General features: G+C 65.6%; 16 protein-coding genes and 1 tRNA gene. 10 read left to right on the top strand and 7 right to left on the bottom strand.

The genetic code is table 11. The annotated features are described in order from the left end of the window. Nucleotides 1-6: 6 nt before the first annotated feature. The 5 genes from ACU0AG_RS09270 to ACU0AG_RS09250 are packed head-to-tail and all read right to left on the bottom strand — an operon-like array spanning nt 7 to nt 3,368. The gene (locus tag ACU0AG_RS09270; RefSeq protein ID WP_482781989.1) at nt 7-393 is read right to left on the bottom strand and encodes a nuclear transport factor 2 family protein; all 387 of its coding nucleotides are present in this window, start codon (nt 391-393) and stop codon (nt 7-9) included. Continuing rightward, nucleotides 390-623 (bottom strand): biotin/lipoyl-containing protein, encoded by a 234-nt coding sequence (locus ACU0AG_RS09265; RefSeq protein ID WP_482781988.1) that lies wholly within the window; start codon nt 621-623, stop codon nt 390-392. The genes ACU0AG_RS09270 and ACU0AG_RS09265 overlap by 4 nt, the downstream gene beginning before the upstream one ends. Then, complete coding sequence (locus ACU0AG_RS09260; RefSeq protein ID WP_482781987.1) at nt 624-1,610, bottom strand: alpha-ketoacid dehydrogenase subunit beta; 987 nt, start codon at nt 1,608-1,610, stop codon at nt 624-626. Further along, nucleotides 1,610-2,578, bottom strand: a complete 969-nt coding sequence (locus ACU0AG_RS09255) for a thiamine pyrophosphate-dependent dehydrogenase E1 component subunit alpha (protein ID WP_482781986.1) — start codon at nt 2,576-2,578, stop codon at nt 1,610-1,612. The genes ACU0AG_RS09260 and ACU0AG_RS09255 overlap by 1 nt, the downstream gene beginning before the upstream one ends. Before the next feature lie 25 nt (nt 2,579-2,603). Then, a complete protein-coding gene (locus tag ACU0AG_RS09250) occupies nt 2,604-3,368 on the bottom strand; it encodes an SDR family NAD(P)-dependent oxidoreductase (protein ID WP_482781985.1) in 765 nt (254 codons plus the stop codon). A 176-nt stretch (nt 3,369-3,544) separates the two neighbouring features. On the opposite strand from ACU0AG_RS09250, the gene ACU0AG_RS09245 reads away from it, so the two are divergent. Beyond that, nucleotides 3,545-4,090 (top strand): hypothetical protein, encoded by a 546-nt coding sequence (locus tag ACU0AG_RS09245; protein ID WP_482781984.1) that lies wholly within the window; start codon nt 3,545-3,547, stop codon nt 4,088-4,090. A 150-nt stretch (nt 4,091-4,240) separates the two neighbouring features. Here the strand turns inward: ACU0AG_RS09245 and ACU0AG_RS09240 are convergent. Next, nucleotides 4,241-4,315: transfer RNA gene (locus tag ACU0AG_RS09240), tRNA-Thr, on the bottom strand. Nucleotides 4,316-4,436: 121 nt separating this feature from the next. Between ACU0AG_RS09240 and ACU0AG_RS09235 the strand changes: the two genes are divergently transcribed. The 9 genes from ACU0AG_RS09235 (at nt 4,437) to ACU0AG_RS09195 (ending at nt 12,433) form a co-directional block, all read left to right on the top strand. Next, a complete protein-coding gene (locus ACU0AG_RS09235; RefSeq protein ID WP_482781983.1) occupies nt 4,437-4,598 on the top strand; it encodes a hypothetical protein in 162 nt (53 codons plus the stop codon). Nucleotides 4,599-4,655: 57 nt separating this feature from the next. After that, the gene (gene gpmA, locus ACU0AG_RS09230) at nt 4,656-5,342 is read left to right on the top strand and encodes a 2,3-diphosphoglycerate-dependent phosphoglycerate mutase (RefSeq protein ID WP_482781982.1); all 687 of its coding nucleotides are present in this window, start codon (nt 4,656-4,658) and stop codon (nt 5,340-5,342) included. After that, entirely contained in the window at nt 5,342-5,833 is a 492-nt protein-coding gene (purE, locus tag ACU0AG_RS09225; RefSeq protein WP_482782053.1) for a 5-(carboxyamino)imidazole ribonucleotide mutase, read from the top strand. The genes gpmA and purE overlap by 1 nt, the downstream gene beginning before the upstream one ends. Beyond that, nucleotides 5,833-6,900: a 5-(carboxyamino)imidazole ribonucleotide synthase gene (locus tag ACU0AG_RS09220; RefSeq protein WP_482781981.1), complete on the top strand. Its 1,068-nt coding sequence runs from the start codon at nt 5,833-5,835 to the stop codon at nt 6,898-6,900. The genes purE and ACU0AG_RS09220 overlap by 1 nt, the downstream gene beginning before the upstream one ends. Further along, nucleotides 6,897-7,397, top strand: coding sequence for a dihydrofolate reductase (locus ACU0AG_RS09215; protein ID WP_482781980.1), 501 nt, complete (start codon nt 6,897-6,899; stop codon nt 7,395-7,397). The genes ACU0AG_RS09220 and ACU0AG_RS09215 overlap by 4 nt, the downstream gene beginning before the upstream one ends. Next, complete coding sequence (locus ACU0AG_RS09210) at nt 7,397-8,323, top strand: bifunctional riboflavin kinase/FAD synthetase (protein WP_482781979.1); 927 nt, start codon at nt 7,397-7,399, stop codon at nt 8,321-8,323. The genes ACU0AG_RS09215 and ACU0AG_RS09210 overlap by 1 nt, the downstream gene beginning before the upstream one ends. Before the next feature lie 198 nt (nt 8,324-8,521). Continuing rightward, on the top strand, nt 8,522-11,494 hold the full coding sequence (ileS, locus tag ACU0AG_RS09205; RefSeq protein ID WP_482781978.1) for an isoleucine--tRNA ligase: 2,973 nt from the start codon (nt 8,522-8,524) through the stop codon (nt 11,492-11,494). Beyond that, nucleotides 11,491-12,027, top strand: a complete 537-nt coding sequence (gene lspA, locus ACU0AG_RS09200; RefSeq protein ID WP_482781977.1) for a signal peptidase II — start codon at nt 11,491-11,493, stop codon at nt 12,025-12,027. The genes ileS and lspA overlap by 4 nt, the downstream gene beginning before the upstream one ends. Continuing rightward, complete coding sequence (locus tag ACU0AG_RS09195; protein WP_482781976.1) at nt 12,020-12,433, top strand: DUF3035 domain-containing protein; 414 nt, start codon at nt 12,020-12,022, stop codon at nt 12,431-12,433. Before lspA ends, ACU0AG_RS09195 begins: the two co-directional genes overlap by 8 nt. Nucleotides 12,434-12,558: 125 nt before the next feature. Here ACU0AG_RS09195 and ACU0AG_RS09190 read toward each other — a convergent pair whose 3' ends face one another. Next, nucleotides 12,559-13,863: a hemolysin family protein gene (locus tag ACU0AG_RS09190; protein ID WP_482781975.1), complete on the bottom strand. Its 1,305-nt coding sequence runs from the start codon at nt 13,861-13,863 to the stop codon at nt 12,559-12,561. Nucleotides 13,864-13,891: the final 28 nt, after the last annotated feature.

Here is a 13,891-nt window from a genome sequence, read left to right as displayed (position 1 = left end):
CCGCTGTCAGGCGCGGGCGGCGACCTCGGCGGCGTCGAAATAGTGGATGCGCAGGGTTCTGAGCAGCCCGTCCTCGAATGTGCCCGCCTCGCAGATGGTCTGGGTGAAGGGCTCGGAGCCGTCCTTGGGGTGCATGGTGAGGCGGATCACCATCACCGCGTGCGTCTCGCCCCCGGTGCAGTCGAGAATTTCGAGATCGGTGTTAGCCCAGGTGCCATACATCGCCGCCGCACAGCGTTGCAGCGCGTCCTTCCCCCGCCATTCGCCTGCGAAGGGCAGCGAATGGGCCTCGTAGAGCACAAAATCGGGGTGGATCAGCGCCTCGACCGCCGCCCAGTCGCGGGTGCCGGCGGTCGCGTAGACCCGCGCCAGCATCTCACGCGGAGTTGTCACTCCTCAATCGTCCCGATCAGATCGCCCACCTTGTAGACCGCGCCTTCCTCGCCCGTCGGACGGATGATCCCGCTGGCCTGGGCTTCGATCTCGGTGGTGCTCTTGTCGGTTTCGACGGTGTAGATGATGTCGCCCTTCTCGACACGCTCGCCATCGCCGAACATCCATTCGACGAGGGTCATTTCAACGGCGCTCATGCCGAGCTTGGGGATGCGGATTTCGGTTGCCATCTAGAGTCTACCCATGCTCGCCTTGATCTGTTCGATGATCTGGCCCTTGTTCGGGATCCACGCCTGTTCGAGGTGGCTGGCGAAGGGCACCGCCGAGAACGTCCCGCCCACGCGCCGGACTGGGCCTTTCAGGCTGTCCCAGCACTTTTCCTGGATGTTCGCGGCAATCTCCGCACCGGTGCCGAAGGGACGCACAGCCTCATGCAGGGTCAGCGCGCGGCCGGTCTTGCGGACGGAGGCTAGCACGGTCGCCTCGTCGTAGGGGGCGATGGTGCGCAGGTCGACGACCTCGACGCTGATGCCCTCTTTGGCGAGATCATCGGCCACGGCCAGCGCGTCAAGCACGGTGCGGCCATAGGTGATGATCGAGATGTCGGTGCCCTCGCGCGCGATCGCCGCCTTGCCGAGCGGCACGCGGTAGCCCGGACCGGGGTCCTCAGCCTTGAGGCCGTAGCACAGGATGTTCTCGATGAAGATCACCGGGTCATTGGCGTCGATGCTCGCCCGCATCAGCCCGCGCGCGTCGGCGGGGTTGGAGGGGGTCACCACATGGATCCCCGCGACGTGGGCGAACCAAGCCTCCAGCATGTCCGAGTGCTGCCCGCCAAAGCCGACGCCGACGCCCGTGGTGGTGCGGATCACCATCGGGCACGGCGTCTGCCCGCCCGACATGAAGCGCAGCTTGGCCGCGTGGTTGACGATCTGGTCCATGCACACGCCGACGAAGTTCATCAGCATGATCTCGGCAATCGGGCGCTGGCCCGCGAGCGCCGCGCCGACAGCGGCGCCGATGATCGCGGTTTCCGAGATCGGCGTCGCGCGGATGCGGTGTTCGCCATATTTCTCGGTCAGGCCGGCGGTGACCTTGAACACCCCGCCGCCCTGCTTGGCGGACACATCCTCACCAAGGCAGAACACGCCCGGATCATCGGCCATCGCCTCGTCGATTGCGAGGTTCAGCGCCTGGGTCATGGTGATCTGGGCCATCAGGCGGTCTCCTCCAGCACGTCCTTGTAGATTTCGTTCACGTCCGGCAGCGGCGCGGCCAGCGCGTGTTCGACCGCCGCGTTGATCTGCGCGTCGATGTCGGCAACGATGGCGTCCAGCTCTTCCTCGGTGAACTGGTGCTCGAGCATCACCTTGCGCAGCTTGGGCAGCGGGTCCTCGGCCTTCATTTCGGCAATGTGTTCGGGCGGCATGTAGCTGAAATCGCTGCCGAAGAAGTGCCCCATCATGCGGTAGCACATGGCTTCCACCAGCGTCGGCCCCTCGCCCCGGCGCGCGCGGTCGACCGCTTCCTTCACCGCGGGGTAGATCTGGTGGACGTCGTTGCCGTCAACCGTCACCCCCGGCATCCCGTACCCCGCCGCGCGGCTCGCGATATTGGGGCTGTCGGTGTGGTCGGCATAGGCCGTGTGTTCGCCGTAGCGGTTGTTCTGGCACAGGAAAATGACCGGCAGCTTGTAGAGCTGGGCCATGTTCATCGCTTCGTGGAAGCCGCCGATATTGGCCGCTCCGTCCCCGAAGCTGACCAGCGTCACGCGCCCGTCGCCGTTGTTCTGGCTCGCCATCGCGAGGCCGTTGGCGATGGGGAGGCCCGATCCGACCACGCCGGTCGTCACCATGATCCCGGTTTCGGGATCGGTGATGTGCATGGTGCCGCCCTTGCCCTTGCAGGTGCCGGTCGCCTTGCCGAGGCATTCGCCCCACCACTTTTCCATCGGGATGCCCTTGGCGGTCTGCTCGCCCTGCCCGCGATAGGTGCAGACGACGTAGTCCTCCTTCTCCAGCGCCGCCATCGCCGCGGCCGAGACCAGCTCCTGCCCGCGCACGCAGTAATACATCACCGCCACCTTGCCGCCCATGAGAAGCTCGCGGAACTTCTCGTCGGTGCGGTTCACCTTCATCGTGCGGGTGTAGATGTCGAGCAGCTTGTCGCGGTCGATCTGCGCCATGGTTTTGAGCCTTCTTGAGGGAGATTTAGAACTGGACGCGCTGGGTGAACCCGCCGTCCACCACGATGTTCGCGCCGGTCATGTAGGGCACCGCCGGGCTGGCGACGAAGACGATCGCCTTGGCGACCTCGACCGGCTCGCCGAAGCGGCCGGTGGGCATCTTGGCGAGAGTGGCATCGAACAGCGGCTTCATGTGCTCCTCGATGATCTCCCAGTTGCCGCCCTTGTAGTAGACCGCGCCGGGGCTGACCGTGTTCACGCGGATGCCCTTGGGCGCGAGCGCCTGGCTGAGTTGCGAGGCATAGGTGATCAGCGCCGCCTTGATCGCATTGAAGGGGTTGGGTGCGATGAAGGTTTCAAGCGCGGCGGTGGAGGACAGCATCACGATCGAGCCGGTGTCCGAAGCTTCGAGGTAAGGCGTGAGCGTCTCGACCGCATAGGCCGCGCCTTTCAGGTCCATGTCGAGGCACGCCTGCCAGTCGCCCGCGCCGCCGGTTCCGGAAGCAGAAGCGGTGTGGACGAAGATGTCGCACCCGCCGAGTTCCTGGGCGGCCTTTTCCAGCCACGCCTGATAGGCCTCGGTCCCGCTCGCCATGTCGAACACTTCGGCGAAGACCTTGCCCGGCCCTGCGGCATCGATCGCGGCCACGGCGGCGGCGATCTTGTCTTCCTTGCGGGAGAAAAAGGCGACATCCGCGCCCTCGGCAGCGAACAGCTTCAATGATTCAAAGCCAAGGCCATGCGCCCCGCCGTTCATGATGACCTTCTTGCCCTTCAATCCCAGATCCATAGCGCCTCTCCCCGGCTTGCCGTTATGGGGAAAGGGGATAGCCGAGTGAAGGGGCGGGGCGGATTGGCACTTTTGGGGGGATGGAGAAATAGCTCCCGCCTGTCGCCCAGCTTAAGTGCGTCAAATAAGCAGCGGAGGATACAATGGTAGCAACAGAGGTTGATCGAGAATTTATCATGCTGTCGTTCGCGCTGACCGAATGTCGTAGAGCGCTAGACAATTTGGCCGAGGTCGAGGCTCTTGCCGCAATGCGCACTGTGAGCGACCACGGTCTAGAAGTGCGAGAGAACGGACGAATCTTCGACCATATTCGTTTGGGATTGCAGATGGCGGCGAACGCCTCTCGTCTTTTCTGGCCTCCGCGCAATTCAGAGCGGGGGGCACATTTAAGAGAACTTGTGGATTTAGCGAATGATCACGGCCTTAGTGATCGGACACTTAGAAATCACATCGAGCATATCGATGAAAGATTGGATGCATGGACTGCAAAATCGCCCCGTCTTTTCACAACAATCGAAATCGTGATCCATGATGACATGCCTCCGCTCGGCGATATGCGGGATCAACTTATCGAGTCGACAGCAATTATATACGATGCGGCAAATCAAACCGTACAGCTTTTCGGTGATGTCTTTTCACTTCCCGAGTTGCGCACTCACCTTGAAGACGCAATTCAGAAAATCAGTGTTAGCATTTCCAAAGGCATCGAAAATTGGAAATGACATCGGTCGCACAGCGACCGCAAGCGCGACTGCGCGCCCGCAGGTGCCCGGAACGTAGCGTAGCGAAGTGGAGGATCGGCACCGAGGACGTCGGCGCGGAGGCGCCGACGAAACGCCAAAGACTCATCTTCGCCCCCATTGGGGCGAAGATGGTGCTGCTGGGGAGGATTGAACTCCCGACCTCACCCTTACCAAGGGTGCGCTCTACCACTGAGCTACAGCAGCGCCGGAACAGGCGCGCCCTATTGTCGCGCTGCCTCGCGATGTCAAGCATACTTGAAGAGTCCCTGCTCTCCTATCGCTTTGCCACTTGAGGAGCGCCCCTGATAACGCCAATGCGTTGCGCATGAGTGAAGAACCCCGCAAGAAAATGTCCTCGCCCCTGTCCCGCGAGGAGCGCCTCGCGGCCAAACTGCGCGAAAACCTGCGGCGCAGGAAGGCGCAGGCGCGCCAGATGGGCGATTCGGATGCAACACAGCCCCTTCCCAATCCGTCCCGCGAAAGCTAACCCGCCCGCTCGATCCGCCTGATAGGGGTGCGGGCGGCACGGAACCCCGGAGTCAAAATGCCCAAGCTGATCCTTGTCCGCCACGGCCAGAGCCAGTGGAACCTCGAAAACCGCTTCACCGGCTGGTGGGATGTCGATCTGACCGCGCAGGGCGTGGCCGAAGCGACCGCGGCGGGCGCGCTGCTGAAGGACAAGGGCGTGCTGCCCTCCTACGCCTTCACCTCGCTCCAGACCCGCGCGATCAAGACGCTGCATCTGGCGCTGGAGGCGGCGGGGCGGCTGTGGATCCCCGAGATCAAGGACTGGCGCCTCAATGAACGGCACTATGGCGGGCTGACCGGGCTCGACAAGGCCGAGACAGCGGCGAAGCATGGCGAGGATCAGGTCAAGATCTGGCGCCGCAGCTTCGACATTCCGCCGCCGGTGCTCGAAGCGGGCAGCACCTTCGATCTCGCCGCCGATCCGCGCTATGCCGGGATCCCGATCCCGAACACCGAAAGCCTCAAGCTGACGATTGAACGCGTGCTGCCCTATTGGGAAAGCACGATCCTGCCGGTGCTGGCCAGCGGCGAGACAGTGATCATCGCGGCCCACGGCAATTCCTTGCGCGCGCTGGTCAAGCACCTGTCGAACATCTCCGATGCGGACATCACCGATCTGGAGATTCCCACCGGCCAGCCGATCATCTATGACTTCGAAGGCGGCGCGGTTGCGGGTGACCGCTATTACCTGAAGGACGCATGATGGAAGCCACGGGGGGCAAGGTCGCGATTGTCATGGGCAGCCAGTCGGACTGGCCGACCATGAAGGCCGCTGCCGATGTGCTGGACGAGCTGGAAGTGCCCCATGAGGCGCGGATCACCTCGGCCCACCGCACGCCCGACCGGATGGTGGCCTTCGCCAAGGGCGCCGAGGGCGAGGGGTTCAGCGTGATCATCGCCGGGGCCGGCGGCGCGGCGCATCTGCCGGGCATGATCGCCAGCATGACGCACCTGCCGGTGCTGGGCGTGCCGGTGCAGTCGAAGGCGCTGTCGGGCATGGATAGCCTGCTCTCGATCGTGCAGATGCCGGGCGGCATTCCGGTCGGCACGCTGGCGATCGGCGAGGCCGGGGCGAAGAACGCGGGGCTGCTGGCCGCCGCTATCCTCGCGCTGGGAGACGAGGCGCTGTCCGAACGGCTGCAGGACTGGCGCGCCGCCAACAGCGCTGCCGTGGCAGAGGTGCCCGCAGACTGATGCTGCAACCGGGTTCCACCATCGGCATTCTGGGCGGCGGGCAGCTGGGCCGGATGATGGCAATGTCCGCGCTCCAGCTCGGCTACCGCGTCGTCGGCTATGCGCCCGAGGGCGACAATGTCGCCGCCGACGCCTGTTCCGGCTTCATCACCGCCGATTGGGACGATGCGGCGGCGCTGGCGGATTTCGCAGGGCGCTGCGATGTGGTGACGTGGGAGTTCGAGAACGTGCCCGTCAGCACGGTCGCTGCCTTGCCGCAGGCCCTGCTCGCCTGCCCCTTGCGCGCGCTCGAGGTGGCGCAGGACCGCTTCAACGAAAAACGCTTTGTCGCCGGGTTGGGCGGTACGCCTGCGCCCTATGCCGAGGTGACGAGCGCGGAGGACCTCGTCGCCGCCATCGCCCGGATCGGCACCCCCGGCATCCTCAAGACCGCGCGCGACGGCTATGACGGCAAGGGCCAGTGGCGCGCCCGATCCGCGCTGGAGGCGGCGGGCCTGCCCTTCCCCGGCGTGCCCTGCGTCTACGAAGGCTTCGTCACCTACGAGACCGAATTCTCGGTGATCCTCGTGCGCGGGCGCGACGGGGCGGTGAAGTTCTGGGATTCGACCGCGAACATCCACGAAGGCGGGATGCTGGCGGTGTCGGTCCTGCCCGCCGGCCCGCTGGTCGAAGCGCAGGTCGGCGCGGCGCGGGAACTGGCGGCGAAGGTCGCGGACGCGCTCGGCTATGTCGGGGTGCTGACGCTGGAATTCTTCGCCACCCGCGAAGGCCCGGTGTTCAACGAAATGGCCCCGCGCGTCCACAATTCGGGCCACTGGACCATCGAGGGCGCGGCCACCAGCCAGTTCGAAAACCACATCCGCGCCATCTGCGGCCTGCCGCTGGGCGTCACCAAGACCCGCTTCGAGGCGATCGAGATGCGCAATATCGTGGGCGAGGATGCGCTGAAGGCCCACGCCATCCTGGCCGAACCGGGCGAGCCGCACCTCCACCTCTACGGCAAGGCCGAAGCCCGCGAAGGACGCAAGATGGGCCATGTCACCCGCGTCGGACACGTGCTGAAATGACGCTTGAAATCGTGCTGATCTACGCCCGCGCCGCCAATGGCGCGATCGGCAATGAGGGCGATCTGCCCTGGCGCCTGCCGGCCGATCTCAAGCGCTTCAAGGCGCTGACGATGCACAAGCCGATGATCATGGGCCGCAAGACCTTCGAGAGCCTGCCCGGCCTGCTGCCCGGCCGCCGCCACATCGTGCTGTCGCGGCGCGACGATCTGAAGGCCGAAGGGGTCGAGATGGCCGGTTCGGTCAAGGAGGCGCTGGCGCTCGCCGCGCAGGGCAATGACAGCGGCGAGATCGCGATTATCGGCGGGGCGGCGATCTATGACGTGTTCCTGCCGCTCGCCCACCGCATCGAACTCACGCAGATCCACGCCGATTACAAGGGCGATACCTTTATGGCCGAGCCGGGCCGCGAATGGGTGCTGACCGCGCGCGAGGATCACGCCGCCAGCGATCCGCACCCGGCCTTTTCCTTCCTGACGTTCCGGCGGGCGCAGAGCTGATGCGCTGGCTCGATCACCGCAAGGCCATTCCCGAGGCACTGCGCGGCGCGGTGATCGCGCTGGGCAATTTCGACGGGTTCCACCGCGGGCATCAGGCCGTGGCGGGCGAGGCGATCGGCTGGGCCAAGGCCGAGGGCCGCCCCTCGATCATCGCCACCTTCGATCCCCATCCGGTGCGCTTCTTCCGCCCCGATGTGCCGCCTTTCCGCCTGACGACGCTCGAACAGCGGCAGGAGCTCTATCTCGCCGCAGGGGCCACCGCGATGCTGGTGTTCCACTTCGATGCGGACCTCGCCGGCACCAGTGCGGAGGATTTCATCGCGCAAATCCTGATCGAGCGTTTCGGCGCGCACGGGGTGGTCACGGGCGGTGATTTTACCTTCGGCAAGGGCGCAAAGGGGAACGTGGAACTGCTGCGCACCCTCGGCGGAGAGCTGGGCCTGCAAGCGCGGGTGGTCGAGGCGGTGACGGCGGGCGAGGAGGTCGTCTCCTCCAGCCGCATCCGTCAGGCGCTGCGCGACGGCGATCCGCAGCTGGCGGCGCAATTGCTCACCCGCCCCTTCGCGATCAGGGGCATCGTCGAACACGGCGACAAGCGCGGGCGCACCATCGGCTATCCCACCGCCAATGTCGCGATCGACAATTACCTGCGCCCAAAATACGGCATCTACGCCGTGACGGGGCGCATTCTGGCGACGGGGCAGGTGCTCCACGGCGCGGCCAATATCGGCATCCGCCCGCAGTTCGAACCGCCCAAGGAGCTGCTGGAGCCGTTCTTCTTCGATTTTTCCGGAGACCTTTACGGGCAGGAAATCGAAGTCGCCTTCCACCACTACCTGCGCGGCGAGGCGAAGTTCGATTCGCTCGAGGCACTGATCGCCCAGATGGACAAGGATTGCGAACGGGCGCGGCGGCTGCTCGGCTGATTGGGGCACGCGAAGGCGCGAAGGCGCGAAGAGCGCGCACCCGGCCGCAGGCCGTATCCGGTTTTCGGAACCGTCGTTCGACCTTGGGCGCGGCTTCGCCGCAAGGATTGACCTCTTCGCGCCTTCGCGTCTTCGCGTGAACCCCTTCTTCCAAGACAAATTGCGCAAAGCCCGCCCGCCCGCTAAGGCCCCGCGACCATGACTGACGAGACGACACAGCGCGATTACCGGGACACCGTCTTCCTGCCGAAGACCGATTTCCCCATGAAGGCCGGCCTCCCCCAGAAGGAGCCGGGCATTGCCGCGCGCTGGGAAGCGATCGGGCTCTATGACGCGCTGCGCAAGGCGCGGGCTGGCCGCGAGAAGTTCATCCTCCACGATGGCCCGCCCTACGCCAATGGCGACATGCATATCGGCCATGCGCTGAACCACATCCTCAAGGACATGGTCTGCCGCACCCAGAACCTGCTGGGCAAGGACGCGCCTTACGTGCCCGGCTGGGACTGCCACGGCCTCCCCATCGAGTGGAAGGTCGAGGAGCAGTACCGCAAGGAGAAGAAGGCCAAGCCCGTCCTCACCGGGCAGGGGCGTGACGAGGCGGCGGTCAAGGCGTTCCGCGACGAGTGCCGCGCCTATGCGCAGCACTGGGTCGACGTGCAGCGCGGGCAGCTGAAGCGCCTCGGCATCATGGGCGATTGGGACCACCCCTACCTCACCATGCAGAAGGAGAGCGAGGCGGTGATCGTCGCCGAGCTGCTCAAGCTGGCCGAGGCGGGGAACCTCTATCGCGGCTCGAAGCCGGTAATGTGGTCGCCCGTCGAACAGACCGCGCTGGCCGAGGCGGAGGTCGAATACGAGGACATCACCTCGACCCAGATCGATGTGGCGTTCGAGATTGTTGAATCGCCGATCCCTGAACTGGTCGGCGCCCATGCGGTGATCTGGACGACGACGCCGTGGACGATCCCGGTGAACCAGGCTTTGGCCTATGGGCCTGAGGTTGATTACGCTCTGATCGAAGCGCTCGACGACATGGCCGAGCCGACCGGTCGGCGCTACCTCGTTGCGACTGAACTCTACGACAATTTCCGCTCGCGAGTTCGCGCACAAGGCGATCCGAAACAAAACTACTCCACGCTCGGCTTCTACGCGGGCAAGACGCTTGCCGGCACCCTCGCCCGCCACCCGATGCATCACCTCGGCGGGTTCTACGCGGCCCCGCGCCCGCTGCTCCCCGGCGACTTCGTCACCACCGACAGCGGCACGGGCCTCGTCCACATGGCGCCCGATCATGGCGAGGACGACTTCGAGCTGTGCAAATCGGCAGGGATCAACCCCGTCTTCGCGGTGATGGACGACGGGCGCTACCGTGACGACTGGGGCTGGCTCGGCGGCGCGGATGAGCGGCGCATGAGCGTCATCAACCCCAAGTTCAACGCGCCCGACGGCCCGATCTGCTCGGACCTGCGCGAAGCGGGCGCGCTGCTCGCCGCGAGCGCGGATTACGCGCACTCCTACCCCCATTCGTGGCGCTCCAAGGCCAAGGTGATCTTCCGCTGCACCCCGCAGTGGTTCGTGCCGATGGACAAGGAACTCCCCTCCCGCTTGCGGGAGGGGTCGGGGGTGGGAGCGTCCACAACCGACGGTGCGGAGACAGGCCCACCCCTAGCCCCTTCCGCAAGCGGGAGGGGGACTTTGAGGGACACCGCCCTCGCCGAAATCGCGCGCGTGCAGTTCATCCCCGAAAAGGGCCGCAACCGCATCGGCGCGATGGTCGAGGGGCGGCCCGACTGGGTGCTCAGCCGCCAGCGCGCCTGGGGCGTGCCGATCACGCTGTTCGTGCGGCCTGATGGTTCGTATCTGCAAGACCCGGAAGTGAACGCCCGCATCGTCGCCGCCGTGAACGCGGAAGGGATGGACGCGTGGAACAGCGCCAACAAGGCCGCCTTCCTCGGCCCCGATTACAACCCCGACGAATTCGACATGGTCACCGACATTCTCGACGTGTGGTTCGATAGCGGCTGCACCCACGCCTTCGTGCTCGAAAGCGGGCGCTGGCCGGACCTGCAATGGCCCGCCGACCTCTACCTCGAAGGTAGCGACCAGCATCGCGGCTGGTTCCAGTCCTCGCTGCTGCAATCGGCCGCCACGCGGGGCCGCGCGCCTTATGATCAGGTTCTCACCCACGGCTTCACCATGGACGCCAAGGGCAAGAAGATGTCGAAGAGCCTCGGCAACACGGTCGATCCGCTGAAGGTGATGGAGACCTACGGCGCGGACATCATCCGGCTGTGGGCGCTTTCGGTCGACTTCACCGAGGATCACCGCATCGGCGATGAAATCCTGAAAGGCGTCGGCGACCAGTATCGCAAGCTGCGCAACACCTTCCGCTACCTCTTGGGCGCGCTCGACGGGTTCGTGGGGGACATGAGCGATGCGGGCGAACTGCCGGAGCTGGAGCTTTATGTCCTCGCCCTGCTGGGCGACCTCGACGGGAAACTGAAGGCGGCGGCAGAGGCCTACGACTTCAACACCTACACCCGCCTGTTGGTCGATTTCTGCAACGAGGACCTCAGCGCCTTCTTCTTCGATATCCGCAAGGACAGCCTCTACTGCGACGGGCCGGACAGCACCACGCGCAACGCCTATCGCACCGTGCTCGACCTGCTGTTCCACGCGCTGGTGCGCTACGCCGCGCCGGTGCTGGTGTTCACGGCGGAAGAAGTGTGGATGAGCCGCTATCCCGAAGATGGCGAGGCTGACGAAAACGGCCAGCGCGGGAGCGTCCACCTGCTCGAATGGCCGAGCGTTCCCGGCGTGGCGGTGGACACCGCCAAGTGGGCGCAGCTGCGGCTGTTGCGCGATGCCGTGAACGAGGCGATCGAACCGCTGCGGCGCGACAAGACCATCCGCTCCAGCCTCGAAGCCGAAGTGATCGTCCCCGCCAGCATGGTGCCCGAAGGCGTCAGCGACGAGAGCCTCGCCGAGCTGTTCATCACCGCGACAGTTACCCGCGGGCAGGGCGATGCCGTGATCGTGACCAAGACCAGCCACCACAAATGCGGCCGCTGCTGGCGCCACCTTCCCGATGTGGCGGGCGAGGGCGAATTGTGCGGGCGCTGCGATGATGTGGTCGGCGCGATGGATGCATCGGAGGGCTCGGGCGCATGACCGGTCTGTTCACCCGCAACCGCGTGATCGGGCTGGTGCTCGCTGCCTTTGTCGCGGTGATCGATCAGGTGTCGAAGTGGTATGTCACCGGGCCGCTCGCGCTGCGGCAGGTCGGCAATATCGATCTGCTGCCGTTCTTCGATCTCACCTATACCGAAAACCGCGGCATCTCGCTGGGGCTGTTGCAGGCGACCAATATGGAAACCCGCTGGCTGCTGGTGCTGATGACAGCGGCGATCGCGGTGGTGGTGCTGGTGTGGATGATGCGCGAAAAGCGGCTGGGCGACATCGCCGGCCTCGCGCTGATCCTTGGCGGGGCGCTGGGCAATATCCGCGACCGCTACAGCCTCGGCTACGTGGTGGACTTTGCCGATTTCCACATCGGGGATTTCCGCCCCTTCCTGATCTTCAACATTGCCGATGCCGCGATTACCATCGGTGTCGTCATAATCCTTGCCCGCAGCCTGTTCGTGCGCGACAAGGAGGAAACCGCAGACGGGGATGCGCCCCGTGGAGAGCCTGACAATGCGTAAGTTTGCACCCGTAATCCTGCTTGCCGGAGCTTCGGCCATGCTGGCGGCCTGTGGCGGTGGCGGCGGCGTGTTCAACCGCGACCGGCCCGATGAATTCGCGGTGCAGCGGCAGGCTCCGCTGGTGGTGCCGCCCGATTTCTCGCTCACCCCGCCCGCGCCCGGCGCCCCGCGCCCGTCCGAAGGCACCGCGTCCGAGCAGGCGCTCGAAGCCCTGTTCGGCGGCCCCGCCCCGCGCAGCCGGATCGAAGCCAGCGTGCTCGACCGCGCAGGCAGCGCCGCGCCGAGCATCCGCAGCCAGGTGGGCGATACCGGCACCAACACGGTCGCCAAGGGCCGCGTCACCCGCGACATCATCGCCGCACCCGAAGGTGACGGGCAGTCGGCCTCGACTGTTATACCTTCCTGATTTGACCCTCAAACGCCGGGCGGCGGACATCCGTCCGCCTTGGCTTTCCTCGCGTAAGCTCGGGCGCGCGGTCGCGCTTGCGGTCGCTGTGCGACCGGTGCTTCCACGCGAACGCTAGAGGGGCTCTAACCTTCCTCGCCCGCCTTGCTCACCAGCAGCTTGTCGATGCGGCGGCCGTCCATGTCGACCACTTCGAAGCGCCAGCCCTGATCGTGGAAGTGTTCGCCTTCGGACGGGAGCTTCTTGAGCACCGACAGGGCATAGCCCGCCGCCGTGCCGAATTCGCGGTCCTCGCCATAGTCCAGCCCCAGCCGGTCAGCCAGCGCATCGGCGGATAGCGAGCCCGACACCAGCAGCGATCCGTCCTCGCGCTCGATCACGGCAGGCAGATCGCCATCGTCCGAATCGCTGGCAAAATTGCCGACAATCGCGGTCAGCAGATCGACCGGCGTGACGATCCCTTCGAAGTGGCCATATTCGTCGGTCACGGCAGCCATCGCCACTTCGGCGGATTGCAGCACCCGCAGCGCGTCCATCGCGTCAAGCTGGTCGGGCACGACTTCAAGCTTGCGCATCATCGCCCGGATCGACACCGGCTCGCCGCGCACCAGCGCCGCGAGCACATCGCGCACCTTGACCACGCCAAGGATCGTGTCGGGCGAACCTTCGGCCACCGGCATCAGGGAATGCGAGCTGTCCTCGATCGTCTCGCGGATTTCCTCCGCATCGGCATCGGCTTCGATCCAGTCGATTTCGGTGCGCGGGGTCATCATCTCGCGCACGGGGCGCTCGGCCAGCCGCACCACGCCGGTGAGGATCTGGCGCTGTTCATCCTCGATCACGCCTGACCGCGTCGCCTCGGCAAAGATCATCTGGAGCTCCTCGGCGGTGACCGAGGCTTCATCGGTCCGCCGGATGCCGAACAGGCGGATCATCGCCGCAGAGCTCGAATCGAGCAGCCACACCAGCGGCGCGGCGGCGCGCGACAGGAACGCCATCGGCCGCGCCATGATCAGCGCCAGCGGCACCGCATTGCGCAGCGCCAGCTGCTTGGGCACCAGCTCGCCCACCACCACGCTGAGATAGGTGGTGAGCGCGATCACCACGGCGAACCCGGCTTCATCGGCATAGCGTTCGGGCAGGCCGAGCGCGTCCAGCCGCTCGCCCATCGGCCCGCCGAGGCTCGCACCCGAATAGGCGCCCGCGATAATGCCGATCAGGGTGATCCCGATCTGCACGGTCGACAGAAACTTGCCGGGGTCAGCCGCCAGCGCGATCGCGATGCGCGCACTGGACGAGCCGCCTTCGGCCTTGGCCTCCAGCGCGCTGGTCTTGGCCGAAACAATGGCGAGTTCGGACATGGCGAACACGCCGTTGAGCACGACGAGCCCGATGATGATGGCGAGGTCGGTCCAGGGAAAAGGTGTCACGCCAAGGCCGCTAGCACAAACCGGCGGC

The sequence above is a fragment of the Erythrobacter sp. RANMB8 genome (assembly GCF_056848235.1).
The sequence above is the reverse complement of the archived record's forward strand: the minus strand, read 5'-3'. Positions and strand labels throughout refer to the sequence as shown.

What these genes read in the sequence shown, in the direction of transcription:
- ACU0AG_RS09265 (WP_482781988.1), bottom strand. Translation starts at nt 623, where the DNA reads ATGGCAACCGAAATCCGCATCCCCAAGCTCGGCATGAGCGCCGTTGAA.
- ACU0AG_RS09260 (WP_482781987.1), bottom strand. Translation starts at nt 1,610, where the DNA reads ATGGCCCAGATCACCATGACCCAGGCGCTGAACCTCGCAATCGACGAG.
- ACU0AG_RS09255 (WP_482781986.1), bottom strand. Translation starts at nt 2,578, where the DNA reads ATGGCGCAGATCGACCGCGACAAGCTGCTCGACATCTACACCCGCACG.
- ACU0AG_RS09250 (WP_482781985.1), bottom strand. Translation starts at nt 3,368, where the DNA reads ATGGATCTGGGATTGAAGGGCAAGAAGGTCATCATGAACGGCGGGGCG.
- ACU0AG_RS09245 (WP_482781984.1), top strand. Translation starts at nt 3,545, where the DNA reads ATGCTGTCGTTCGCGCTGACCGAATGTCGTAGAGCGCTAGACAATTTG.
- ACU0AG_RS09235 (WP_482781983.1), top strand. Translation starts at nt 4,437, where the DNA reads ATGAGTGAAGAACCCCGCAAGAAAATGTCCTCGCCCCTGTCCCGCGAG.
- gpmA (WP_482781982.1), top strand. Translation starts at nt 4,656, where the DNA reads ATGCCCAAGCTGATCCTTGTCCGCCACGGCCAGAGCCAGTGGAACCTC.
- purE (WP_482782053.1), top strand. Translation starts at nt 5,342, where the DNA reads ATGGAAGCCACGGGGGGCAAGGTCGCGATTGTCATGGGCAGCCAGTCG.
- ACU0AG_RS09220 (WP_482781981.1), top strand. Translation starts at nt 5,833, where the DNA reads ATGCTGCAACCGGGTTCCACCATCGGCATTCTGGGCGGCGGGCAGCTG.
- ACU0AG_RS09215 (WP_482781980.1), top strand. Translation starts at nt 6,897, where the DNA reads ATGACGCTTGAAATCGTGCTGATCTACGCCCGCGCCGCCAATGGCGCG.
- ACU0AG_RS09210 (WP_482781979.1), top strand. Translation starts at nt 7,397, where the DNA reads ATGCGCTGGCTCGATCACCGCAAGGCCATTCCCGAGGCACTGCGCGGC.
- ileS (WP_482781978.1), top strand. Translation starts at nt 8,522, where the DNA reads ATGACTGACGAGACGACACAGCGCGATTACCGGGACACCGTCTTCCTG.
- lspA (WP_482781977.1), top strand. Translation starts at nt 11,491, where the DNA reads ATGACCGGTCTGTTCACCCGCAACCGCGTGATCGGGCTGGTGCTCGCT.
- ACU0AG_RS09195 (WP_482781976.1), top strand. Translation starts at nt 12,020, where the DNA reads ATGCGTAAGTTTGCACCCGTAATCCTGCTTGCCGGAGCTTCGGCCATG.